At 67.6% G+C, this 22,149-nt stretch carries 22 protein-coding genes; 10 read left to right on the top strand and 12 right to left on the bottom strand.

The window, feature by feature from the left end; genetic code table 11:
- Positions 1-10: 10 nt before the first annotated feature.
- From PotMrB4_RS01225 to PotMrB4_RS01215, 3 genes are read right to left on the bottom strand one after another with little or no spacing between them, the layout of a single operon-like run.
- Positions 11-820, bottom strand: coding sequence for an ABC transporter permease (locus PotMrB4_RS01225; RefSeq protein WP_172432302.1), 810 nt, complete (start codon positions 818-820; stop codon positions 11-13).
- A complete protein-coding gene (locus PotMrB4_RS01220) occupies positions 817-1,725 on the bottom strand; it encodes an ABC transporter permease (RefSeq protein WP_172432301.1) in 909 nt (302 codons plus the stop codon). The genes PotMrB4_RS01225 and PotMrB4_RS01220 overlap by 4 nt, the downstream gene beginning before the upstream one ends.
- A 13-nt stretch (positions 1,726-1,738) precedes the next feature.
- A complete protein-coding gene (locus tag PotMrB4_RS01215; RefSeq protein WP_172432300.1) occupies positions 1,739-2,860 on the bottom strand; it encodes an ABC transporter ATP-binding protein in 1,122 nt (373 codons plus the stop codon).
- Between the two features lie 211 nt (positions 2,861-3,071).
- Between PotMrB4_RS01215 and PotMrB4_RS01210 the strand changes: the two genes are divergently transcribed.
- Positions 3,072-3,968 (top strand): LysR substrate-binding domain-containing protein, encoded by an 897-nt coding sequence (locus tag PotMrB4_RS01210; RefSeq protein ID WP_172432299.1) that lies wholly within the window; start codon positions 3,072-3,074, stop codon positions 3,966-3,968.
- Positions 3,969-3,995: 27 nt separating this feature from the next.
- Here the strand turns inward: PotMrB4_RS01210 and PotMrB4_RS01205 are convergent, their stop codons facing one another.
- From PotMrB4_RS01205 to trxA, 4 genes are all read right to left on the bottom strand, one after another.
- Positions 3,996-4,961 carry a CDP-6-deoxy-delta-3,4-glucoseen reductase gene (locus PotMrB4_RS01205; RefSeq protein ID WP_172432298.1) on the bottom strand — a complete coding sequence of 322 codons (966 nt, stop codon included), beginning with the start codon at positions 4,959-4,961 and terminating at the stop codon, positions 3,996-3,998.
- A 52-nt stretch (positions 4,962-5,013) separates the two neighbouring features.
- Positions 5,014-6,480, bottom strand: a complete 1,467-nt coding sequence (ubiD, locus tag PotMrB4_RS01200; RefSeq protein ID WP_172432297.1) for a 4-hydroxy-3-polyprenylbenzoate decarboxylase — start codon at positions 6,478-6,480, stop codon at positions 5,014-5,016.
- Positions 6,481-6,609: 129 nt separating this feature from the next.
- Positions 6,610-7,872, bottom strand: a complete 1,263-nt coding sequence (rho, locus tag PotMrB4_RS01195; protein WP_044400922.1) for a transcription termination factor Rho — start codon at positions 7,870-7,872, stop codon at positions 6,610-6,612.
- Positions 7,873-8,112: 240 nt separating this feature from the next.
- A complete protein-coding gene (trxA, locus tag PotMrB4_RS01190) occupies positions 8,113-8,439 on the bottom strand; it encodes a thioredoxin TrxA (RefSeq protein ID WP_044400919.1) in 327 nt (108 codons plus the stop codon).
- Positions 8,440-8,726: 287 nt separating this feature from the next.
- Between trxA and ppx the strand changes: the two genes are divergently transcribed.
- Positions 8,727-10,232, top strand: a complete 1,506-nt coding sequence (ppx, locus tag PotMrB4_RS01185; protein WP_044400917.1) for an exopolyphosphatase — start codon at positions 8,727-8,729, stop codon at positions 10,230-10,232.
- Between the two features lie 60 nt (positions 10,233-10,292).
- On the opposite strand, the gene ppk1 is transcribed toward ppx, so the two are convergent.
- Positions 10,293-12,497, bottom strand: a complete 2,205-nt coding sequence (gene ppk1 / locus PotMrB4_RS01180) for a polyphosphate kinase 1 (RefSeq protein WP_044400914.1) — start codon at positions 12,495-12,497, stop codon at positions 10,293-10,295.
- A 19-nt stretch (positions 12,498-12,516) separates the two neighbouring features.
- Positions 12,517-13,530, bottom strand: coding sequence for a porphobilinogen synthase (hemB, locus tag PotMrB4_RS01175; RefSeq protein ID WP_044400911.1), 1,014 nt, complete (start codon positions 13,528-13,530; stop codon positions 12,517-12,519).
- A 239-nt stretch (positions 13,531-13,769) separates the two neighbouring features.
- Between hemB and PotMrB4_RS01170 the strand changes: the two genes are divergently transcribed.
- Positions 13,770-14,363 (top strand): DedA family protein, encoded by a 594-nt coding sequence (locus PotMrB4_RS01170; protein ID WP_394352171.1) that lies wholly within the window; start codon positions 13,770-13,772, stop codon positions 14,361-14,363.
- A 1-nt stretch (position 14,364) separates the two neighbouring features.
- Here the strand turns inward: PotMrB4_RS01170 and PotMrB4_RS01165 are convergent, their stop codons facing one another.
- Complete coding sequence (locus tag PotMrB4_RS01165) at positions 14,365-15,597, bottom strand: sterol desaturase family protein (RefSeq protein ID WP_172432296.1); 1,233 nt, start codon at positions 15,595-15,597, stop codon at positions 14,365-14,367.
- A gap of 116 nt (positions 15,598-15,713) precedes the next feature.
- Between PotMrB4_RS01165 and PotMrB4_RS01160 the strand changes: the two genes are divergently transcribed.
- The 3 genes from PotMrB4_RS01160 (at position 15,714) to PotMrB4_RS01150 (ending at position 17,837) form a co-directional block, all read left to right on the top strand.
- Positions 15,714-16,547: a dienelactone hydrolase family protein gene (locus PotMrB4_RS01160; protein ID WP_172432295.1), complete on the top strand. Its 834-nt coding sequence runs from the start codon at positions 15,714-15,716 to the stop codon at positions 16,545-16,547.
- A 13-nt stretch (positions 16,548-16,560) separates the two neighbouring features.
- On the top strand, positions 16,561-17,220 hold the full coding sequence (elbB, locus tag PotMrB4_RS01155; RefSeq protein WP_044400901.1) for an isoprenoid biosynthesis glyoxalase ElbB: 660 nt from the start codon (positions 16,561-16,563) through the stop codon (positions 17,218-17,220).
- A 146-nt stretch (positions 17,221-17,366) separates the two neighbouring features.
- Complete coding sequence (locus tag PotMrB4_RS01150) at positions 17,367-17,837, top strand: thioesterase family protein (protein WP_172432294.1); 471 nt, start codon at positions 17,367-17,369, stop codon at positions 17,835-17,837.
- Here PotMrB4_RS01150 and PotMrB4_RS01145 read toward each other — a convergent pair whose 3' ends face one another.
- The gene (locus PotMrB4_RS01145; protein ID WP_044400895.1) at positions 17,838-18,290 is read right to left on the bottom strand and encodes a YaiI/YqxD family protein; all 453 of its coding nucleotides are present in this window, start codon (positions 18,288-18,290) and stop codon (positions 17,838-17,840) included.
- Between the two features lie 258 nt (positions 18,291-18,548).
- Here PotMrB4_RS01145 and PotMrB4_RS01140 point away from each other — a divergent pair, with 258 nt between their 5' ends.
- The 4 genes from PotMrB4_RS01140 to PotMrB4_RS01125 are packed head-to-tail and all read left to right on the top strand — an operon-like array spanning position 18,549 to position 21,683.
- Entirely contained in the window at positions 18,549-19,946 is a 1,398-nt protein-coding gene (locus tag PotMrB4_RS01140) for a COG3014 family protein (protein ID WP_172432293.1), read from the top strand.
- An 8-nt stretch (positions 19,947-19,954) separates the two neighbouring features.
- Positions 19,955-20,311: a YcfL family protein gene (locus PotMrB4_RS01135; RefSeq protein ID WP_069559515.1), complete on the top strand. Its 357-nt coding sequence runs from the start codon at positions 19,955-19,957 to the stop codon at positions 20,309-20,311.
- A gap of 31 nt (positions 20,312-20,342) precedes the next feature.
- Positions 20,343-20,936, top strand: a complete 594-nt coding sequence (gene lpoB, locus PotMrB4_RS01130) for a penicillin-binding protein activator LpoB (RefSeq protein ID WP_044400886.1) — start codon at positions 20,343-20,345, stop codon at positions 20,934-20,936.
- Between the two features lie 3 nt (positions 20,937-20,939).
- Entirely contained in the window at positions 20,940-21,683 is a 744-nt protein-coding gene (locus tag PotMrB4_RS01125; RefSeq protein ID WP_172432292.1) for a penicillin-binding protein activator LpoB, read from the top strand.
- Positions 21,684-21,727: 44 nt separating this feature from the next.
- Here PotMrB4_RS01125 and PotMrB4_RS01120 read toward each other — a convergent pair whose 3' ends face one another.
- The gene (locus tag PotMrB4_RS01120) at positions 21,728-22,066 is read right to left on the bottom strand and encodes a hypothetical protein (RefSeq protein WP_044400880.1); all 339 of its coding nucleotides are present in this window, start codon (positions 22,064-22,066) and stop codon (positions 21,728-21,730) included.
- Positions 22,067-22,149: the final 83 nt, after the last annotated feature.

The raw sequence follows: 22,149 nt of genomic DNA, 5'->3' as shown, positions 1-22,149 counted from the left end.
CGGTTTGGGCTCAGGCCTTCTTCTTGCCGAGCAGATAAGAGAGGGTCACGAACAGCACGGAGACCCCGAGGATCAAGGTGGAAACGGCGTTGACGTCAGGCGTCACGCCCATGCGCAACAGCCCGAAGATGAAGATCGGCAGGGTGGTGGTGCCGGCCTGAGCCACCATCATCGAGATCACGAAGTTATCCAGCGAGACGATGAAGGCCAGCATCAGCCCCGAGACCATGCCCGGTGCCAGCAGCGGCAGGGTGACCTTGCGGAAGGTCCGCCAGGGGCCGGCGTAGAGGTCGGCGGCGGCCTGCTCCAGGGAGAGGTCCATGTCGTTCAGCCGGGCGCGGATCGGCAGGTAGGCGAACGGGATGCAGAACACCGTGTGGGCGATGATCAGGTTGCCGTAGCCCAGCGACAGGCCGAGGGTGGAGAACAGCGCCAGGGTGGCGACGCCGACCACAATCTCAGGCAGCACCAACGGCAGCATGATCGTCCCCATGGACAGCCGCAGCCCCTTGAAGCGCGCCCCGCGCGAGGTGCCCAGGGCCGCCAGGGTGGCGATGGCGGTGGCTGCCAGGCTGGCGCACACGGCGATCAGCAGGCTGTTGCCGGCCGCCTGGCGCAGGGCCTGGTTGGCGAAGGCGGCGCGGTACCAGTCCAGGCTGAAGCCGGTCCACACGGTGGCCGACTGGTTGGCGTTGAACGACAGCACCACCAGCACCAGGATCGGCGCGTAGAGGTACAGGTAGAACAGCAGGCTGAGAGCGCCGAAGCCGGGAAAATCACGCACGCCGGAGCGACGGCTGCGGAACAGAGCACGGATCATCGGGCACCTCCCGCCGCACGGCCGGCGCGCCAGGCGTAGACCATCAGCACCAGCATCACCGCCGCCATCAGCACCAGCGACAGGGCGGAGCCCAGCGGCCAGTTACGGGCGTCGCTGAACTGCCGGAAGATCAGGTTGCCCAGCATCATGCGGGTACCGCCGCCAAGCAGCTCAGGAGCCACCATCGCCCCCAGGCAGGGCACGAAGGTGAGGATGGCGCCGGCGAGGATGCCGGGCCGGGCAATGGGCAGCACCACCTTGCGCAGGGTGCGCCAGCGCCCGGCGTAGAGGTCCTGGGCGGCCTCCAGCAGGCGCAGGTCCATGCGCTCCAGGGTGGCGTAGATCGGCAGCACCACGAAGGGCGCGTAGGTGTACACCAGCCCCAGCAGCACGGCGCCGTCGGTGTACAGCAGGTTCAGCGGCTGGTGGATCAGGCCGAGGCCCATCAGCGTGCCGTTGACCACGCCGGTGCCGCGCAGCAGCAGGATCCAGGCGTAGGTGCGGATCAGCAGGTTGGCCCAGAACGGCACAGTGATGAGGAAGATCAGCAGGCCCCGCCGGTGCGCCGGCTGCATCGCCAGCCAGACGGCCACCGGAATGCCCACCAGCAGGGTGATGAGGGTGGTGGCAGCGGCGATGCCGATGGAGCGCAGGGCGATCACCAGGTAGGCATCGGCGAAGGCCAGGCTGTCGTCCAGCTGGCGTTCGAACAGCAGCGAGACATAGGCCTCGACGCTGAACTGGGGGTTCACCCCGCCGTAGGGGTTGGCCTGCATGAGGGAATAGCCGACCACGATGAGGATCGGCACCACCAGGAACAGGCCGATGGCGACCAGCGCCGGCGAAACGCCGAGCAGGCTGGCCAGGGCGCGGCGGCGTTCCAGGCTGTGGGTGAGGGTGCGCATGGTCCTGTCCTCCTCAGTCCAGCAGCACGCAGGCGCTGCCCGGTTCGACCCGCAGGCCGGCACGGGCGCCCACCTCGGGCTGGCGTCCCTGGATGGCGTTGTTGGGCAGGCGCACGGTGAGCGGCGTGCCGTCGTCCAGGGCGACCCGGTACTGCAGGTCGGTGCCCAGGTAGACCCGTGCCAGCACCTGGCACGGCAGGCTGTCGGGCGTGGCGTCCGCCAGCAGGTGCAGGCGCTCGGGGCGCACCGAGAGGCTGGCCTCGGCCCCGATGGCCAGGCCGTTGCAGGCCGGTGCCTCGAGCGCCGCGCCACCGGGCAGGCGGAAGCGCGCGACCTGGCCGTCGAGTGCTTCGAGGCGGGCCGGGAGGAAGTTGGTCTCGCCGATGAAGTCGGCGACGAAGCGGTTGCGCGGGCGCTCGTAGATGTCGTCCGGGCCGCCCACCTGCTGCACCTCGCCCTGGGCGAGCACGGCGATGCGGTCGGACATGGCCAGGGCCTCTTCCTGGTCATGGGTGACGAAGATGAAGGTGATGCCGGTGCGGGTCTGGATGCTCTTCAGCTCCTCGCGCATGGCCTGGCGCAGCTTCAGGTCGAGGGCGGAGAGCGGCTCGTCCAGCAGCAGTACCTTGGGCTGCGGCGCCAGGGCACGGGCGAGGGCGATGCGCTGCTGCTGCCCGCCGGAGAGCTGGGCCGGGCGGCGCTCGGCGAAGGCCTCCATCTGCACCAGCGCCAGCATCTCGCGCACCCGCTCGGCCACGGCGGCCTTGCTCAGGCGCCGGCCCATGGGGTGGGATTCCAGGCCGAAGGCGAGGTTCTCGGCGATCGTCATGTGCGGGAACAGCGCGTAGTGCTGGAACACGGTGTTCACCGGGCGGGCGTAAGGCGGCCGGTCGGCGATGTTCTCGCCGAACAGGCGGATCTCGCCTTCGGTGGGGAACTCGAAGCCGGCGATCATGCGCAGCAGGGTGGTCTTGCCGCAGCCGGAAGGGCCGAGCAGGGTGAAGAACTCGTTGTCGCGGATGTCCAGGTCGACGCGCTTCAACGCCACCGGGCCGCTCTGGGGGTCGCCGTAGACCTTGCGCACGGCGCGGATGGACACCGCCGCGGTGGTCGACGGACTGTGCAGGGCACTCATGAATACCTCCGGTTCCTTCCCCTGCGCCCGGTGGGCGGGGGTCTTGTCGTTGTTCTGGCAGGACTAGAGACAGGTGCAGCGTCGGGCTCGGAGCCCGGTTGTTGTGGGGCTGCTGGGGACGGATGGTCGGGGAAAGGCGGTTGAGCAGAAAGCTCAATTTTCTTACAGTCGCTGTTAAAAAATTTAATACCTAACCGCGAGCCTTTCAGCCATGTCGATCCAGCGCCTGCCGCCGCTCAATGCCGTGCGTGCCTTCGAGGCCGCCGCCCGCCTGGGCAGCTATGTTGCCGCCTCGCGGGACCTCCACGTCACCCAGCCGGCCATCGGCCGCCACGTGAAGCTGCTGGAGGAGTGGCTGGGGGTGCGCCTGTTCGACCGCACGCCACGCGGCGTGTCGCTGACCCCGGCCGGGCAGCGCTACTACGAGAAGATCGCCAGCGCGCTGCAACAGATCGCCGATGCCGGCCACGAGCTGACCCCGGGCGGGACGGCGCGCTGGCTGAAGATCATGGTGGTGCCGGCTTTCGCCAAGCGCTGGCTGATGCCGCGCCTGGAGGCCCTGCTGGAACAGCGACCGGGGCTGAAGATCGCCATCGAGCCCAACCCCACCTTCGAGGCGGTGGACGGCCAGCGGACGGACCTGGGCATCGCCTACGGCCTGCCCGGGCAATACGGCCGCCGCACGATCACCCTGTTGCACCCCAACGTGTTCCCGGTCTGCTCGCCCGCGTACCTGGCGGCCCATGGCCCGCTGGCGGGCCCGGAAGAGCTGGCCACGCACAAGCTGATCCACGTCGACGACGGCGAGTGGTGGAACGCCTGGCTGGCGGCACTGGGCTGCCCGCTGCGGGTCAGCTCCGAGGTGCTCTACATCAGCAATGACCACGCCCTGAGCATGGCGGAGAAGGGCCACGGCATCGCCCTGGCCAACGAGGTGCTGGTGCACCAGGAGCTGGCCGCCGGCAGCCTGGTGCGTGCGCTGCCGTTGCAGGCGCCGCTGGAGCGCTACCAGGCGCTGCTGCCGCCCGGGCCGCACAGCACGGACGTGGAGTGGTTCATCGACTGGCTGTCGGCGGAGCTGCGCCGGGAGTTCCCGGAGCTGGCCTGACGCCGGGCACGCCCGGCGTCGCGGGGTTCAGCGGGGCGCGTAGGCGAAGACGTCGGCGCGCATCTGGTGGGCATCCATGCCGGCCTCCACCAGGGCATCGAGGGTGGCATAGACCATCGCGGGCGAACCGCTGGCGTAGACGTGCAACGGCTTGAGGTCGGGGAAGTCCTCGCGCACGGCCTCGTGCAGCAGGCCATGGCGGCCGGGCCAGTCACAGGGGTCGCTGACCACCCGGTGCAAGGTGAGGTTCGGCAGGCCCTGCCAGGCGTCACAGTGCGCCAGCTCGTAGAAATCCTCCGGCCGGCGCATGCCCCAGTACAGGTACACGGGGTGGGCGAACCCGGCAGCGCGGCAATGTTCGATCAGGCTCTGCATCTGGCCCATGCCGGTGCCGGCGGCGATCAGCACCAGGGGGCCGTCGGGCAGCTCGGCCAGGTGGGTGTCGCCGAAGGGCAGGCGTACCCGCGCCAGGCCGTCGCGCTGCAGTTGCTGCAGGAGGGCGGCGGCGCTGGGCTCACGGCCGAGGACGTGCAGTTCGAGTTCACGCCCGGCGCTGGGGGCGGAGGCGATGGAGAAGGCGGACGCTTCGCCATCGTCCCGCTCGATCAGCAGGTACTGCCCGGCGTGGTAGCGCGGCGGCTTGCCGGCCGGGGCACGCAGGCCGATCCGCCAGACGTCCCCGCCGACCGGGGTGCAGGCGGTGAGCTGGCAGCTCAGGCTGCGCACCGGCAGTTCGCCGGGGGCGAGCACGCCGTCCCAGTGCAGGACGCAGTCTTCCAGGGGTTCGGCGAGGCAGGTGAACAGCTCGCCGTGGTCCAGCTCGCGGCCGCCCTGGCGCACCCGGCCTTCCACCAGCAGGGCGGCACAGACGTGGCAATTGCCGTTGCGGCAGCTCTGCGGGCAGTCGTAGCCCAGGCGCCGGGCGGCGGCGAGGATGTTTTCCCCGGGGGCGGTTTGCAGGACCGCTCCGGAGGGCTGCAAGGTCACTCTCAAGAGGTGTTCTCTTTGTTATGGCGGGCGTTCAGGGGCGCCCTGGCCCCTGTGCTCAATCTATACCCAGGCTGGACCACATCTCGTCCACACGACGGGTTACCGCATCGTCCTTGACGATGGCGCGGCCCCACTCTCGGGTGGTCTCGCCCGGCCACTTGTGGGTGGCATCCAGGCCCATCTTGGAGCCGAGGCCGGAGATGGGCGAGGCGAAGTCCAGGTAGTCGATGGGGGTGTTGTCGATCATCACCGTGTCGCGCTTGGGGTCCATGCGGGTGGTGATGGCCCAGATCACGTCGTTCCAGTCGCGGGCGTTGATGTCGTCGTCGGTGACGATAACGAACTTGGTGTACATGAACTGTCGCAGGAACGACCAGACGCCGAGCATCACGCGCTTGGCGTGGCCGGGATACTGCTTCTTCATGGTCACCACCGCCATGCGATAGGAGCAGCCTTCGGGCGGCAGGTAGAAGTCGGTGATCTCGGGGAACTGCTTCTGCAGGATCGGCACGAAGACTTCGTTCAGCGCCACACCGAGGATGGCCGGCTCGTCCGGCGGGCGGCCGGTGTAGGTGCTGTGGTAGATGGGCTTGCGGCGACGGGTGATGCGCTCGACAGTGAACACCGGGAAGGTGTCGACCTCGTTGTAGTAGCCGGTGTGGTCGCCGTAGGGGCCTTCCGGTGCCGTCTCGCCGGGATGGATCACGCCTTCCAGCACGATCTCGGCACTGGCCGGGACCTGCAGGTCGGAGCCGATGGCCTTGACCAGTTCGGTACGGTGGCCACGCAGCAGGCCGGCGAAGGCGTACTCGGAGAGGGTGTCCGGCACCGGGGTCACCGCGCCGAGGATGGTCGCCGGGTCGGCGCCGAGGGCGACGCAGACGGGGTAGGGCGTGTTCGGGTGCTTCTGGCACCACTCGCGGAAGTCCAGCGCGCCGCCACGGTGGCTGAGCCAGCGCATGATGACCTTGTTGCGGCCGATCACCTGCTGGCGGTAGATGCCGAGGTTCTGCCGCTCCTTGTTGGGGCCGCGGGTGATGGTCAGGCCCCAGGTGATCAGCGGTGCCACGTCGCCGGGCCAGCAGTGCTGGATCGGCAGCTTGCCGAGGTCGACGTCGTCACCTTCTTCGATCACGTCATGGCAGGGGGCGTCCTTGAGAACCTTGGGCGCCATGCTGATGACCTTCTTGAAGATCGGCAGCTTGGACCAGGCGTCCTTGAGCCCCTTGGGCGGCTCGGGCTCCTTGAGGAAGGCCAGCAGCTTGCCGATCTCGCGCAGTTCGGAGACGTCGTCCGCGCCCATGCCGAGGGCCACGCGTCCGGGCGTGCCGAACAGGTTGCCGAGCACGGGGATGTCGTAGCCGGTGGGGTTCTCGAAGAGCAGCGCCGGGCCTTGCTTGCGCAGGGTGCGGTCGCAGATTTCGGTCATTTCCAGGATCGGCGAGACCGGGGCGGTGACGCGCTTGAGCTCGCCACGCTGTTCCAGGCCGCTGATGAATTCGCGCAGGTCGCGATACTGCATGCGTGAGCCTCTCGGGGCGTGCAGGTCGGGGCGCAGAGTTTAGCGCCGATGGGGGCCTTCCAGAAGGACGAATGAACACCCGGAAACGCGAAGGCCGGGTTTCCCCGGCCTTCGTGGTACCACGACCTGTTACTTGCTGCGCTTCATGGACATGAAGAACTCGTCGTTGGTCTTGGTGTCCTTGAGCTTGTCGAGCAGGAACTCGATGGCGGCGATCTCGTCCATCGGGTGCAGCAGCTTGCGCAGGATCCACATGCGCTGCAGTTCGTCCTCGGCGGTCAGCAGCTCTTCGCGGCGGGTACCGGACTTGTTGATGTTGATGGCGGGGAACACGCGCTTCTCGGCGATGCGACGATCCAGCGGCAGCTCCATGTTGCCGGTGCCCTTGAACTCTTCGTAGATCACCTCGTCCATCTTCGAGCCGGTCTCGACCAGCGCGGTGGCGATGATGGTCAGCGAACCGCCTTCCTCGATGTTACGGGCGGCACCGAAGAAGCGCTTGGGCTTCTCCAGGGCATGGGCGTCGACACCACCGGTGAGCACCTTGCCGGAGCTGGGGATCACGGTGTTGTAGGCACGCGCCAGGCGGGTGATGGAGTCCAGCAGGATGACCACGTCCTTCTTGTGCTCGACCAGGCGCTTGGCCTTCTCGATCACCATCTCGGCGACCTGCACGTGGCGGGTCGGCGGCTCGTCGAAGGTGGAGGCGACCACTTCGCCGCGCACGGTGCGCTGCATCTCGGTCACTTCTTCCGGGCGCTCGTCGATCAGCAGGACGATCAGGTGGCACTCGGGGTTGTTGCGGGTGATGTTGGCCGCGATGTTCTGCAGCATGATCGTCTTGCCCGCTTTCGGCGGGGCGACGATCAGGCCGCGCTGGCCCTTGCCGATCGGGGCGCAGAGATCGATCACGCGGCCGGTGAGGTCTTCGGTGGAGCCGTTGCCGGCTTCCATCTTCAGGCGCTCGTTGGGGAACAGGGGCGTGAGGTTCTCGAACAGGATCTTGTTCTTGGCGTTTTCCGGGCGGTCGAAGTTGATCGAGTCAACCTTCAGCAGCGCGAAGTAGCGCTCGCCCTCTTTCGGCGGGCGGATCTTGCCGATGATGGTGTCGCCGGTACGCAGGTTGAAGCGGCGGATCTGGCTGGGCGAGACGTAGATGTCGTCAGGGCCGGCCAGGTAGGAGGAGTCGGCGGAGCGGAGGAAGCCGAAACCGTCCTGCAGAATCTCCAGCACGCCGTCGCCCGAAATTTCTTCGCCGCTCTTCGAGTGCTTTTTCAGCAGGGCGAAGATCACATCCTGCTTGCGCGAACGGGCCATGTTCTCGAGGCCCATCTGTTCGGCCATTTCCAGCAGTTCGGCAATCGGCTTTTGCTTGAGTTCGGTCAGATTCATAGGAATGACGTAGATGAGAAATGAGGGAAGGAAAGCTTGTGAGCTTGAGAGGCCGCGCCGAGGGAGGCGACAGATCGCTGCGCGTGATTCGAGTTGGAATGCGTCGACGGCGGCTTGCAGAGGGCAGCGGAATGACGCTGCGGGCCCGAATTTAACACCGGGTTTCGGGGGCGTCCAGTACTGCGCCGACAAAAAACCCCGCATCGAGCGGGGTTTTTACGGAGATTCCCGGAGGGAAAATCAGATGTTGGCGTCCAGGAAGGCAGCCAGCTGGGACTTGGACAGGGCGCCGACCTTGGTGGCCTCGACATTGCCGTTCTTGAACAGCATCAGGGTCGGGATGCCACGCACGCCGTACTTCGGCGGGGTGTCCTGGTTCTCGTCGATGTTCAGCTTGCAGACCTTCAGCTTGCCTTGGTAGTCCTTGGCGATCTCGTCCAGGACGGGGGCGATCATCTTGCACGGACCGCACCATTCGGCCCAGTAGTCGACCAGCACCGCGCCCTCGGCGCTCAGTACGTCCTGCTCGAAGCTGGCGTCGGTGACGTGGGAGATGAGTTCGCTCATGGATGTTCTCCGGATTCGGAAGCGGAAATAGGCGGCCATCATAGCCCGCCTCGGGCGTGACCGAAAGCCGCGGCCGATTGAGTGTGCCTATGGGCTCGCTGGCGAAAGTTGATCGATAGCGGATCGCGAAGGGCCGCGCGGCGATCGGTCGCGCAGGTCACAGGTCCGGCCGGGCAGCGGGATGGCGCGCCGGCCGATCAGCGGAGACGGCCTGTGGGGAAGGCGCGCGTTGGCGTGTCACCGTGATCGTGGCAGGATGGCGCGGTTAAGAAACGAGACACCGGACCATGCCCTCGACCCGACGCCCCGCCAACCTGTCCCTGATCGCCGCCATCGACCTCGGCTCCAACAGCTTCCATATGGTGCTGGCCAAGGTCGACCACGGTGAGATCCGCATCCTCGAGCGCCTGGGGGACAAGGTACAACTGGCCGCAGGCCTGGACGAAGAGCGCGTGCTCAGCGAAGAGGCCATGCAACGCGGCCTCGACTGCCTGCGGCGCTTCGCCCAGATGACCAACAGCCTGCCGGAAGGCGCCGTGCGCGTGGTCGGTACCAACGCCCTGCGCGAGGCCCGCAACCGCAGCGAATTCATCCGCCGCGCCGAAGCCATCCTCGGCCACCCGGTGGAGGTCATCTCCGGCCGCGAGGAGGCCCGCCTCATCTACCTGGGCGTGTCCCATAGCATCGCCGACACCCCCGGCAAGCGCCTGGTGGCGGACATCGGCGGTGGCAGCACCGAGTTCATCATCGGCCAGCGCTTCGAGTCGCAGCTGCGCGAGAGCCTGCAGATGGGCTGCGTCAGCTTCACCCAGCGCTATTTCCGTGACGGCAAGATCACCCCGGCGCGCTACGCCCAGGCCTACACGGCCGCCCGCCTGGAGCTGATGGGCATCGAGTACAGCCTGCGCCGCCTCGGCTGGCAGCAGGCGGTGGGCGCCTCCGGCACCATCCGCGCCGTGGGGCTGGCGATCCAGGCCGCCGGCCTGGGCAATGGCGAGATCAACCCGGAAGGCATCGCCTGGCTCAAGCGCAAGCTGTTCAAGCTGGGCGAGGTGGAGAAGATCGACCTCGACGGCATCAAGCCCGACCGCCGCGCCATCTTCCCGGCCGGCCTGGCGATCCTCGAAGCCATCTTCGAGGCCCTCGAACTCAAGCACATGACCCACTCCGAAGGCGCCCTGCGCGAAGGCGTGCTCTACGACCTGCTCGGTCGCCACCACCACGAGGACGTGCGCGAGCGCACCCTGAGCGCGCTGATGGAGCGCTGCCACGTGGACCTGGAGCAGGCGGCACGGGTCGAGGCCAAAGCCCTGGAAGCCCTGGAGCAGGTGGCCGGCGACTGGCAGTTGGACGACGAGTGGCACCGCGACCTGCTGGTGTGGGGCGCGCGCGTCCACGAGATCGGCATGGACATCGCCCATTACCAGTACCACAAGCACGGCGCCTACCTGATCGAGCACTCGGACCTGCCGGGCTTCTCCCGCCAGGACCAGCAGATGCTGGCCCTGCTGGTACGCGGCCACCGGCGCAACATCCCCAAGGACAAATTCGCCGAGTTCGGCGACGAGGGCGAGAAGCTGATCCGCCTCTGCGTGCTGCTGCGTTTCGCCATCCTTTTCCACCACATCCGCACCAACCAGGAGACGCCCCAGGTCCGCCTGAAAGTGGGCCCGCAGAGCCTGGACGTGCAGTTCCCGGAAAACTGGCTGGCGGCCAACCCGCTGACCCAGGCGGACTTCGAGCAGGAAGCCACCTGGCTCAAGCGCATCGACTTCACCTTCAGCGTGCGCTGACCGGGGCGATTCGCCAGGCAAGAAAAACGGGGCCCGAAGGCCCCGTTTTCATGTCCGCGTTCAGCGCGCGCTGATCGGCGGGTTGAGCAGCTTGTCCAGCAGGATGGCCTGCGCGTTGCGCGGGTTCTGGTTGCCGCTGGGGCTGTTGCGCAGGTAGCGGCCATCGGGCTGCAGGGCCCAGCTGTGGGTGTTGTCGGCCAGGTAGGTCTCCAGCTCCTTCTTCACCCGGGTGATGAGCTTCTTGCCTTCCACCGGGAAGCAGGTCTCCACCCGCATGTCGAGGTTGCGCTCCATCCAGTCGGCACTGGAGAGGTAGAGCTTCTCGTCGCCGTCGTTGAGGAAGTAGTAGATCCGGCTGTGCTCAAGGAAGCGGCCGATGATCGAGCGCACCTGGATGTTGTGGGACACCCCGGGGATACCCGGGCGCAGGCAGCACATGCCACGCACCACCAGGTCGATCTTCACGCCGCTCTGGCTGGCCTTGTAGAGGGCGCGGATCACCTTCGGGTCGGTCAGCGCGTTGACCTTCACCATGATGTGCGCCGGCTTGCCCTCGCTGGCGTGCTGGGCCTCGCGGGCGATCATGTCGAGGATGGTCTTCTTCAGCGTGAAGGGCGCATGCAGCAGCTTCTTCATGCGCAGGGTCTTGCCCATGCCGATGAGCTGGTTGAACAGCTTGTGCAGGTCCTCGCCGAGGGCCTCGTCCGCCGTCAGCAGGCTGTAGTCGGTGTACAGGCGCGCGTTGCCGGCGTGGTAGTTGCCGGTGCCCAGGTGGGCGTAACGGCGCAGCTCACCGCCTTCGCGACGCAGGATGAGCATCATCTTGGCGTGGGTCTTGAAGCCCACCACGCCGTAGATAACCACGGCGCCGGCCTGCTGCAGGCGGCTGGCCAGCTGCAGGTTGGACTCCTCGTCGAAGCGCGCGCGCAGTTCGATCACCGCCGTCACTTCCTTGCCGTTGCGCGCCGCTTCCACCAGGGAGTCGACGATCTCGGAGTTGGCACCGGCGCGGTACAGGGTCTGCTTGATGGCGAGGACGTTGGGGTCCTTGGCCGCCTGGCGCAGGAAGTCGATCACCGGGGTGAAGGACTCGAAGGGGTGCAGCAGCAGGATGTCCTGCTTGCCCACCACGTTGAACAGGTTCTCGGCCTTCTGCAGCAGCTTGGGGATCACCGGCGTGAAGCTCGGGTGCTGCAGCTCGGGGTGGCTGTCCAGCCCGGTGATGCTGAACAGGCGGGTCAGGTTCACCGGCCCGTTGACCTGGTACAGCTCGCCCTCGGAGAGGCCGAACTGCTTGAGCAGGTAGTCGGACAGGTGCTTCGGACAGGTGTCCGCCACCTCCAGGCGCACCGCATCGCCATAGCGACGGGAGAACAGCTCGCCGCGCAGCGCGCGGGCCAGGTCGTCCACGTCCTCGGTGTCCACCGCGAGGTCGGCGTTACGGGTCAGGCGGAACTGGTAGCAGCCCTTCACCTTCATGCCGGGGAACAGGTCGTCGGCGTGGGCGTGGATCATCGAGGAGAGGAACACGAAGTTGTCCCCCGGCCCGCTGATCTCCTCCGGCACGCGGATCACACGCGGCAGCAGGCGCGGTGCCGGGATGATGGCCAGGCCGGAATCACGACCGAAGGCATCGACGCCCTCCAGCTCGACGATGAAGTTGAGGCTCTTGTTCACCAGCAGCGGGAAGGGGTGCGTCGGGTCGAGGCCGATGGGGCTGATGATCGGCGCGATCTCGTCGCGGAAGTAGCGGCGTACCCAGGTCTTGAGCTTGGGCGTCCAGTAGCGGCGGCGGATGAAGTTGACCTGGTGCTTGGCCAGCTCCGGCAGCAGCACGTCGTTGAGGATGCTGTACTGCCGCCCCACCTGCTCGTGCACCAGCTCGCTGATGCGGGCCAGCGCCTGGTGCGGCAGCAGGCCGTCGGCGCCGGCCTGCTCACGGGCGAAATTGATCTGCTTCTTCAGGCCGGCGACGCGGATCTCGAAGAACTCGTCGAGGTTGCTGGAGAAGATCAGCAGGAACTTGAGGCGCTCGAGCAGCGGGTAGGTCTCGTCGAGCGCCTGCTCCAGGACACGGATGTTGAACTGCAGCTGCGACAGCTCCCGATGGATGTACAGGCTGCTGTCATCCAGGCCCGGGATCGGCGCGGGAGGCGGGGGTGCCTCCACGGGAGCCGGTGCGGGAACCTGGGCCTCCACCACCGGCTGCTCCGGGGCGGTCTGGGTGTCGGGGGTTGCGGCTGTATTCAATCCGTCGGTGTTCATTCAAGTTCCTGCTGGGGAGTCAGGCTCCCTTCTTGAGCATTTCTGCGGCACGCACCGCGAAGTAGGTAAGAATGCCATCGGCGCCGGCGCGTTTGAATGCGGTCAGCGATTCGAGAATCACCGATTCGCTCAGCCAGCCGTTCTGGATGGCCGCCATGTGCATGGCGTACTCGCCGCTGACCTGGTAGGCGAAGGTCGGCACGCGGAAGGCCTCCTTCACGCGCCAGACGATGTCCAGGTAGGGCATGCCCGGCTTGACCATGACCATGTCGGCGCCTTCGGCGAGGTCCGCTGCCACTTCGTGCAGGGCTTCATCACCGTTGGCCGGGTCCATCTGGTAGCTGGCCTTGTTGGCCTTGCCCAGGTTGGCCGCCGAACCGACTGCGTCGCGGAAGGGGCCGTAGTAGGCGCTGGCGTACTTGGCCGAGTAGGCCATGATCCGCACGTTGGGGAAGTCGGCCAGTTCCAGAGCCTCGCGGATGGCCTGGATGCGGCCGTCCATCATGTCGGAGGGGGCCACCACCTGGGCACCCGCCTCGGCATGGGACAGGGCCTGCTTGACCAGTGCGTCCACGGTGATGTCGTTCTGGACGTAGCCGTCCTCGTCGAGGATGCCGTCCTGGCCGTGGGTGGTGAACGGGTCCAGGGCCACGTCGCTGATCACCCCCAGCTCCGGGAAGCGGGCACGCAGGGCACGGATGGCGCGCTGGGCGATACCGTCCGGGTTCCAGGCTTCGGCACCGTCGAGGGACTTCTTCTCCAGCGGGGTCACCGGGAACAGCGCCAGCGCCGGGATCCCCAGGGCCACCCAATGCTCGGCCGCGTCCAGCAGCAGGTCGATGGACAGGCGCTCCACGCCCGGCATCGAGGGCACGGCTTCACGGCGGTTTTCGCCATCGAGCACGAACACCGGCAGGATCAGGTCATCGACGGTCAGGGTGTTCTCGCGCACCAGGCGGCGGGAGAAGTCATCACGGCGGTTGCGGCGCAGGCGGGTAGCAGGGAACAGGCGGTTGGCGGGGGTAAAGCTCACGGCATACTCCAGGGTCCGGGGGCGGACACAGTGCGACATTTTAAGCGGGCAATTATGACCGAATGGTAACAATGCATGACAGCGACCCTTGGTCGCGTCGACAGGCGCAAAACCCGACCGCGCAAGCCCCGACGGGTTCACAAGCCGACCATCGGCTGGCCATTGGCCAACCCGGGGAGCTTTCCCCGCAACCACATCCCGGTTAGGCTTCGCGTTCATTTTTGCCGCGCTGCCTGATGATGCTGCAACAATTCCTCCAGGATTTCGGGTACTTCGCCCTCTTCCTCGGTACCTTCTTCGAGGGCGAGACCATTCTCGTCCTGGCCGGATTCCTCGCGTTCCGCGGCTACATGGACATCAACGTGGTCGTCGCCACCGCTTTCTGCGGCAGCTACGCCGGTGACCAGCTGTGGTACTACCTGGGCCGCCACAAGGGCCGCCAGATCCTTTCCCGCCGGCCGCGCTGGCAGGCCATGGGCGACAAGGCGCTGGACCACATCCGCCGCCACCCGGACATCTGGGTACTGAGCTTCCGCTTCGTCTACGGCCTGCGCACCGTGATGCCGGTGGCCATCGGCCTGTCCGGCTACCCGCCGCTGCGCTACCTCATCCTCAACGGCATCGGTGCCATTGTCTGGGCCCTGGCCCTGGGCTTTGCCGCCTACCACTTCGGCGCCGTGCTCGAAGGCATGCTCGGCAACCTCAAGCGCTACGAGCTGATGGTGCTGGGTGGCCTGGTGCTGATCGGCCTGGCGCTCTGGCTGCGCCGTCGCATCCGCAACAGCCGCGCCATCCGTGAGGAACGCCGCCGGGAAAGCAGCGAGGAAGGCTGACTCAGGCCGTCACCGGCCGGGCCATGCGCAGCCCGGCCAGCAGCCCAAGGCTGACCACCAGGTACAGCCCCAGGCCCACACCGACTGGCATCGTCACCACACCCAGCCCCACCGGCCCAGCCACGCCAGCAAGCACCCCGCAGGACGCCAGCCGCGCCAGCTCCAGACCCATAGCCCAGGGCCGGTTCTCCAGCCAGGCACCGATGGCGAACAGGCCGAACGCCAACCAGCCCCCACCCAGCAGCAATGCCGGCAGCCCCATCCCGTCTCCTTTTGCCAACAGGTAGCTGCCCCCCAGCAGGTACAGCGTGAACTGCAGCGCTGCGTAGGCGGTGCGGGCCGGCGACAACGGCACCTCGTACTTGCGGAAGCGGGCTAGGTCCGGCTTGGCCAGTGGATAGCGCTCGGCCACGTCCGCCGGTCGCCAGCCGGTGCGCATGAACCAGATGCGCAGCCGGTCCCACCAGGAGCGCGCCCGCGCCGCGTCCTGCCACAGCTGGGCGTAGAACTGCAGGTTGGCCCACAGCGGGTTCCAGCTGGCCAGCGGCGTGGTCACCCCGAACACCACCGGCTCCTCGTCCAGCTCCTCCTGGAAGGTGCCGAACAGCCGGTCCCAGAGGATGAACACGCCACCGTAGTTGCGATCCATGTACACCGGGTTCTGCGCGTGGTGCACCCGGTGGTTGGACGGGGTGATGAACACCCACTCCAGCGGCCCCAGCTTCGGCACATGGCGGGTGTGCACCCAGAACTGGTAGAGCAGGTTCATCGCCGCCACCGTCAGGAACACCAGCGGCGGGATGCCGGCCAAAGCCATCGGCAGGTAGAAGATCCAGCCGAAGATGAAGCCGGTGCTGGTCTGCCGCAGCGCCGTGGACAGGTTGTACTCCTCGCTCTGGTGGTGCACCGAATGCGCCGCCCAGAGCACGTTGCGCTCATGGCCCAGGCGGTGGTTCCAGTAGTAGCAGAAGTCGTAGAAGACGAAGGCCGCCACCCAGGTCCAGGGGCTGGTCGGGTCCGGCGCCAGCAACCCCAGGTGCTGCCAGGCGAGGGTGTAGGTGAGCACGCCCACCGTCTTGGTGAGCAGCCCGCAGGTGGTGGACAGCACCCCCGCGCTGAGGCTGTTGATCGCATCGGCGGTGCGGTAGGTGCGCACGCCACGCCAGCGGTCGGCGAGCAGTTCAAGGCCGATCAGCAGGAAGAACACGGGAACCGCGTAGAGGACGTAATTCATGGGAAGGCCGTATCGTTCGGACGTTGCAGGGGCTAGGATTGCCAGCCTCGATGCTACGCCCGAGCGGCCCGCCGCCCCTGGCGCGGCATGACAGCCCGACCGGCATATGACGACAGATGCGTACACCTCTCAGACGACTGCTCTCGCTTCTCCTGCTGGCCACCGCCAGCGCCGCCCTGCTGGGCCTCTACCCTTATCGCCAGGCCTTGCTGCCGGTGGCGGACGACCTGCCCACCGCGCGCCAGCGCCTGGCCGACCACCTGAGCCTGTACACCCCCGCCGGTGACGGCCCGTTCCCCACGGTGCTGGTGTTCCACGGTTGCAGCGGGCAGAGCCCCGGCTTCGTCGACAACGTGCGCGACTGGCTGCTGCCCCAGGGCTATGCCCTGCTGTTCGTCGACAGCTTCGGCGCCCGCGACATCCGCGACTGGCACCCGGTCTGCGACGGCAAGCGCCTGTGGGGCAACGAGCGCGCCCTGGATGTCTACGCCGCCCTCGACCTGGCCCGCGCGATGCCCAAGGTGGACCGCCAGCGCCTGGCCCTGCTGGGCTACTCCCATGGCGGCTGGACCGTTCTCGACGCGCTCGCCTACGACGGCGCTGCCGGCCACGGCTTCCCCGCTGCCGGAGACGGCGCGCTCGACGGCGTGCGCGGCGCCATCGCCTTCTACCCCTACTGCGGTTTCCCCGCCCACCTGCGCCAGGGCGTGGCCCATAGCGCCCCGGTGCTGATGTTCCTCGGCACGGCGGATCGAATCACCGACCCGCGCCAGTGTCTATCAGCCATGGAGGGGCTTTCGCCGGAGCGGCTGCAGGTGGTGCAGTACGCCGGGGCCGGCCATGTGTTCGACCAGCGCAGTGACCTGAATACCTACCAACCCGGGCTGGCCGAGGATGCCCATCGGCAAGCCCAGGCCTTCCTCCAGGAGACCCTGGGGGCAGCCCCGTGAAAAGGAGAGAACCATGAACAAGCACGTTGCCGTCATCCTGTCCGGCTGCGGTGTCTACGACGGCGCCGAGATCCACGAGAGCGTCATCACCCTGCTGCGCCTGGACCAGCGCGGGGCCAAGGTGCAGTGCTTCGCCCCCAACGTCGCCCAGCACCACGTGCTCAACCACCTCACCGGCGAGGAAATGCCCGAGAGCCGCAACGTGCTCACCGAGTCCGCGCGGATCGCCCGTGGCGCCGTGAAGGACGTGCGCGAGCTGAAGGCCGAGGACTTCGACGCGCTGATCATCCCCGGAGGCTTCGGTGCCGCGAAGAACCTCAGCGACTTCGCCTTCAACGGCCCTGCCTGCCAGGTCCAGCCGGACGTACTCGCCGCCGCCCAGGCCTTCGCCCAGGCCGGCAAGCCCGTTGGCCTGATCTGTATCGCGCCGCACCTGGCGGCGAAGATCTACGGCGAGGGCGTCGCCTGCACCATCGGCAACGACGCCGACACCGCCAAGGCCCTGGAAAGCATGGGCGCCCAGCACGTCGAATGCGCCGTCGGCGACATCGTCGAGGACGAAGGCCGCAAGCTGGTGAGCACCCCGGCCTACATGCTGGCGCAATCCATCAGCGAAGCCGCCTCCGGCATCTACAAGCTGGTGGACCGGGTGCTGGAACTGACCCACGCCTGACCCACGCCTGACCCGTGAGGAGCGGCCGCCCGGCCGCCCCTCCAGGCCGATCCGGCCATTCCTTCCGCTGCACGGGCCAGCCCCCTTGTCCGAGCACCCACGGCTGCGGCAGCGTCGAATCCCTGCCTTTCGTGCCCAGGTGCGCCATGCCCGACAACGCCTTCATCCTCACCCCGGAGCTGCAGGACGCGGTGCGCCAGTTCTTCGAGCGCATCCCCTTCAACCAGTCCCTCGGCATCCAGCTGGACGAGCTGTCCGCCGAGCGGGTGACCATGCACCTGCCGATGAAGCCCGAGCTGATCGGCAACTTCGTCCACGGCATCCTCCACGGCGGCGTGATCGCCTCGCTGCTGGACGTGACCGGCGGCGCCATGGCGCTGATCGGCGCCTTCCAGCGGCACCAGCACCTGTCCACCGGCGAGCGCATGGCGCGGCTCTCGAAGCTCGGCACCATCGACCTGCGCATCGACTACCTGCGCCCCGGGCGCGGCGCGCGGTTCACCGCCACGGCGGTGCCGCTGCGCGCGGGCAACAAGGTGGCGGTGGTGCGCTCGGAACTGCATGCCGACGACGGCACGCTGGTGGCGGTGGGGACGGGTACCTACCTCTGCGGCTGATCAGCCCCGGCTGAGGCGTGTCAGCAGGCGGTCCAGCGCATTGGCGAAGGCCTGGCGCTCGCGCTCGCCATAGGGGGCCTGGCCGCCGCCCATCTGGCCCTGGTCGCGCAGGTCGGTCATCAGGTTGCGCACCGCCAGGCGCTCGCCCATGTTGCGCTCGTCGAACTCGCGCCCCCGAGGGTCAAGGGCCGCCACACCCTTCTTGATCAGCCGGTCGGCCAGCGGCACATCGCTGCAGATCACCAGGTCGCCCGGCTCGGCCTGCTCCACCAGGTGATCGTCCGCCGCATCCGGCCCGCTGGGCACCACCACCAGGCGCACGCAGGCGAAGGCCGGCTTGACCTGGCTCTGGCCGGCCACCAGCACCACCTCGAAGTGGCGCTTGAGGGCGAACTTGATGACCTGGTCCTTGGCTGCCCGGGGGCAGGCATCGGCATCGATCCACACACGCATGGGCGTCTCCTGCAGGGAAATGGGCGCGCAGTATGCCAGCGGACGGGCTCCGACGCCGACGGGAGACGAATCGTACGCGGCTTCGTTGCCATCGGGGCGCCATCACCGCCCGACCTTTTCGCATATACTGCGCCGGCTCGTCCCGGCACCGTGACGAAGCCCCCTCGCGTGGGGATTGGCAGGACGCCGCCGTACAGCCAGTGCACGCCTGGATCAGCCCTCACCGGCTGGCAGTATCAAGGATTGGAAGAGGCCGTCATGCTCCCCCGTGCACTTACCGCCCTCGCGGTCTGCATCCCCCTCGCGCTCAGCGGTTGTACCGTCTTTCGCAGCTACCAGAGCGAACTCACCGAAACCAGCCAGTACCTCGCCAGCGGCAACGTCGACGGCGCCATCGGCCTGCTCGAAGCCAACAACGACGGCGAGGACAAGGACCTGCTGTATTACCTGGAGAAGGGCGAGCTGCTGCGCTCCCGGGGCGACTTCGCCGGCAGCCAGGCCGCCTGGCGCCAGGCCGACCAACAGGTGTACCAGTGGGAAGAGGCGGTCAAGGCCGACCCGGGCCGCTACCTGGCCGAGTTCAGCGCCTACCTGATCAACGACAAGATGCGCCGCTACGAGGGCTACGACTACGAGAAGGTCATGCTGACCACGCAGATGGCCCTCAACGACCTGGCCCTCAACGACTTCGACAGCGCCCGCACCGAGATCAAGAAGACCCACGAGCGCGAGGCGCTGATCGCCGAGCTGCGCGACAAGGAATACCTCGAGCGCGAGGAAGAGGCCGAGCGCCAGGGCGTCACCACCGAGCTGAAGGACCTCAACGGCTACCCGGTGGGCGCCCTCAACGCCCCCGAGGTGCTGGGGCTGAAGAACAGCTACCAGAGCGCCTTCAGCCACTACCTCGCCGGTTTCGTCTACGAAGCCCTCGGCGAGCGCGGCCTGGCCGCCCCCGGCTACCGCAAGGCCGCCGAACTGCGCCCGGAGACGCCGCTGCTGGAACAGGCCCTGCTGGACCTCGACTCACCGCCACCGGAGGCGGACGAAAGCGAGGTGCTGGTGGTGATCCAGAGCGGCTTCGCCCCGGCCCGTGATTCGGTGCGCATCCCCCTGCCGCTGCCCCTGGATTCGGGCCTGGTGGTCAGCACCGTGTCCTTCCCGATACTGCGGGACGACAACACCACCCGCCCGCCTTCCGACCTGCTGATCGACGGCGAGGCCGCCGAGCTCACCGAGCTGGGCAGCATCCGCGCCATGTCCTACCGCGCCCTGCTGGACGACATGCCCGGGATCATCCTGCGCACCACCGTACGCGCCGTCTCCCATGGGGTGGCACAGAAGCAGCTGAACGACAACGGCAACCCCTGGGCGAGCCTCGCCGTGGGCCTGATGTCGACCCTCACCGAAGGCGCCGACGAGCGCACCTGGCGCACCCTGCCCAACAGCATCCGCGTCGCCCGCCTGCGCCTGAGCCGGGGCGAGCACCGCCTCACCCTGCCCACCGCCCACGGGCTCGCCGAGCTGGACCTGAAGGTGGAACGGCCCTACCAGGTCATCCCCGTCCGCGTGGTGGCCGGCCAGGTCTTCGCCCACGGCGCCGCCACCCGAACCCCAACGCCCGGCGTGCCCGCCGTGGCCAGCACCCACACGCCCTGAGGACACACATGCGCACCTTACTGATCGCCGGGCTCACCCTGGCCCTGCTCACCGGCTGCAGCCACGAAACCGCCTCCAGCAAGCTGGCCCCCATGGGCGAGGTGGAGGACATCGAGGTCGACACCATGCGCGTCGCCCGCGAGAACGGCTTCCTCACCGTCAAGGTGAAGCTGGTCAACACCCACAAGCAGAACCGCACCCTCTACTACCGCTTCGCCTGGCTGGACAAGGACGGCTTCCCGGTCGCTGGCGAGGAAGCCTGGAAGGCCCTGCCCCTCTACGGCTCGCAGACCACCTACCTGCCCGCCATCGCGCCGGTGCCCCAGGCCACCGACTTCCGCCTGGAAATGAACACCCCTGACTGACCCTGAACCCGACCGTCAAGCGAGAGCCCCCATGCGCCTTTTCCGCACCACCTGCATCGCCGCCTTCGTCATCGCCGTTTCCGGCTGCGCCTCCAAGCCCTCGCCGGTGCTCGGCGGCGGCAACATCAGCTACGGCGACAGCAAGGCCGTCGAGCTGATCACCAACGAATTCGGCTCCACCGACCTGCAGATGATCGCCGAGTCCATGACCCGTTCCCTGGCCCAGTCCGGCGTGCTGCGCGGCCGCCCGGTGATCCAGGTCTACGACGTGAAGAACAAGACCAGCGAATACATCGACACCCGCGAGATCACCACCAGCATCAAGACCCAGCTGCTGAAGTCCGGCACCGCCCGCTTCGCCAGCGACAACACCGACATGCAGAGCCAGGTGGACCAGCTCAAGCTGCAGAACCAGAGCGGCCTGTACAAGAACTCCACCGTCGCCAAGACCGGCAACATGGTCGCCGCCAAGTACCGTCTCGAAGGCTCCATCAGCTCCATCGTCAAGCGCAGCAGCGACTACAAGGACGTGTTCTACAAGTTCAGCCTGCAGCTGATCGACGTGGAAAGCGGCCTGGCGGAGTGGATGGACGAGAAGGAAATCCGCAAGACCACGGAGCGCTGACCCATGCGAGCACTGATCGGCCTGTTGGCCGCGGCCCTGGCCTTCGCCAGCCAGGCCGCACCCAAGGTGGCGGTGGCGGACCTGGCCTACGAGCAGCAGGTGAGCCAGTACTTCCGCACCGTCGACTCCAAGGACAATACCCAGTACGGCCCCTACACCGGGCACTCCTCCAGCAGCTACCACGAGGAAGAGGGCAACTACAGCTACGTCGAGCGCGGTGAGCTGCGCAAGTTCTCCGGGGACATCCGTGGCGAGATCATCAAGCGCGGGCGCTTCCAGCTCGTCCAGGCCCGCCCCTTCAGCGGCGACCCGGAAAGCCAGGCGATCTACGACGTGATCCAGCGCATCCGTGACGGGCAGTTCCCCGGTGCCGACTACGTGCTGTTCGGCACCGTGTCGGATGCGGACTTCCGCCAGGACACCAACGCCCTGGACAACACCGACAGCTACTCCAGCGTGCTGGGCCTGACCCTGGTGGCAGACTTCAGCCTGATCGACACCAAGACCTTCCAGGTGTCCTCGGCCTTCACCGCCATGGGCGAAGCCCAGGACGTGAAGCTGGTGAACGGCCGTGATGCACGCATCAGCCACAACCGTGGCCGCGTGGTGCGCGAGGTGTCGCGCTCGCTGGGCGAAGACGTCGCCCGGCAGATGGAAGAGCAGCTGGGCGGTGGCACCACCACCTTCGACGTCCAGCCCATGCAGCCGGCGCTGCCGCCGGACGAGCCGGCGCGCATCCTGCGCTGACCCGGCGCGACGGGCGGCCCACAGGGGTCGCCCGTCCGATCCCCTCAGACCCGGTAGAACGCCTGGCAGCACTCGCGCAGGGCGTTGGAGAGGCTGTCGTCCTCCAGTTCGATCAGGTCCAGTTCCAGCTCATCCGGCAGCATCTGCGCCACCAGCGTCGCCAGGCGCCGACGGCCGCCCAGGTCGGAGCCCGTCACGCCCAGCAGCAGGCGCGGCTCGGGGCCGATGGCGGGGTCGCGCAGGGCGGCCAGGTAGGCCTCGGTCAAGCCCATGTCACGGCAGGCGGCATGCAGCGCACGCTCCAGCGGCGGGTGGCTGACGGGGGCGATGGCGAGGTCGGGGGAGTCGCCGTAGACCCCGGCGTGGGTATGGGATGGCGGCATGCCGGTGCTCCGCAAAAGAAGACCGGCAGCCTATTGGCCGGGCGCCGCGCTGTCGCGGCGCCGGGTCACGCTTGGGGCATCGA

This window comes from Metapseudomonas otitidis, assembly GCF_011397855.1.
Lineage (GTDB): Bacteria > Pseudomonadota > Gammaproteobacteria > Pseudomonadales > Pseudomonadaceae > Metapseudomonas > Metapseudomonas otitidis.
The sequence above is the reverse complement of the archived record's forward strand: the minus strand, read 5'-3'. Positions and strand labels throughout refer to the sequence as shown.

Bases quoted from the DNA above. Each gene is read 5' to 3' on its own strand.
- PotMrB4_RS01210 (WP_172432299.1), top strand. From the start codon at position 3,072: ATGTCGATCCAGCGCCTGCCGCCGCTCAATGCCGTGCGTGCCTTCGAG.
- PotMrB4_RS01160 (WP_172432295.1), top strand. From the start codon at position 15,714: ATGCGTACACCTCTCAGACGACTGCTCTCGCTTCTCCTGCTGGCCACC.
- PotMrB4_RS01220 (WP_172432301.1), bottom strand. From the start codon at position 1,725: ATGCGCACCCTCACCCACAGCCTGGAACGCCGCCGCGCCCTGGCCAGC.
- ubiD (WP_172432297.1), bottom strand. From the start codon at position 6,480: ATGCAGTATCGCGACCTGCGCGAATTCATCAGCGGCCTGGAACAGCGT.
- PotMrB4_RS01215 (WP_172432300.1), bottom strand. From the start codon at position 2,860: ATGAGTGCCCTGCACAGTCCGTCGACCACCGCGGCGGTGTCCATCCGC.
- PotMrB4_RS01225 (WP_172432302.1), bottom strand. From the start codon at position 820: ATGATCCGTGCTCTGTTCCGCAGCCGTCGCTCCGGCGTGCGTGATTTT.
- PotMrB4_RS01170 (WP_394352171.1), top strand. From the start codon at position 13,770: ATGCTGCAACAATTCCTCCAGGATTTCGGGTACTTCGCCCTCTTCCTC.
- elbB (WP_044400901.1), top strand. From the start codon at position 16,561: ATGAACAAGCACGTTGCCGTCATCCTGTCCGGCTGCGGTGTCTACGAC.
- PotMrB4_RS01120 (WP_044400880.1), bottom strand. From the start codon at position 22,066: ATGCCGCCATCCCATACCCACGCCGGGGTCTACGGCGACTCCCCCGAC.
- ppk1 (WP_044400914.1), bottom strand. From the start codon at position 12,497: ATGAACACCGACGGATTGAATACAGCCGCAACCCCCGACACCCAGACC.
- PotMrB4_RS01145 (WP_044400895.1), bottom strand. From the start codon at position 18,290: ATGCGTGTGTGGATCGATGCCGATGCCTGCCCCCGGGCAGCCAAGGAC.
- rho (WP_044400922.1), bottom strand. From the start codon at position 7,872: ATGAATCTGACCGAACTCAAGCAAAAGCCGATTGCCGAACTGCTGGAA.
- PotMrB4_RS01135 (WP_069559515.1), top strand. From the start codon at position 19,955: ATGCGCACCTTACTGATCGCCGGGCTCACCCTGGCCCTGCTCACCGGC.
- PotMrB4_RS01125 (WP_172432292.1), top strand. From the start codon at position 20,940: ATGCGAGCACTGATCGGCCTGTTGGCCGCGGCCCTGGCCTTCGCCAGC.
- trxA (WP_044400919.1), bottom strand. From the start codon at position 8,439: ATGAGCGAACTCATCTCCCACGTCACCGACGCCAGCTTCGAGCAGGAC.
- lpoB (WP_044400886.1), top strand. From the start codon at position 20,343: ATGCGCCTTTTCCGCACCACCTGCATCGCCGCCTTCGTCATCGCCGTT.
- PotMrB4_RS01165 (WP_172432296.1), bottom strand. From the start codon at position 15,597: ATGAATTACGTCCTCTACGCGGTTCCCGTGTTCTTCCTGCTGATCGGC.
- PotMrB4_RS01150 (WP_172432294.1), top strand. From the start codon at position 17,367: ATGCCCGACAACGCCTTCATCCTCACCCCGGAGCTGCAGGACGCGGTG.
- PotMrB4_RS01140 (WP_172432293.1), top strand. From the start codon at position 18,549: ATGCTCCCCCGTGCACTTACCGCCCTCGCGGTCTGCATCCCCCTCGCG.
- ppx (WP_044400917.1), top strand. From the start codon at position 8,727: ATGCCCTCGACCCGACGCCCCGCCAACCTGTCCCTGATCGCCGCCATC.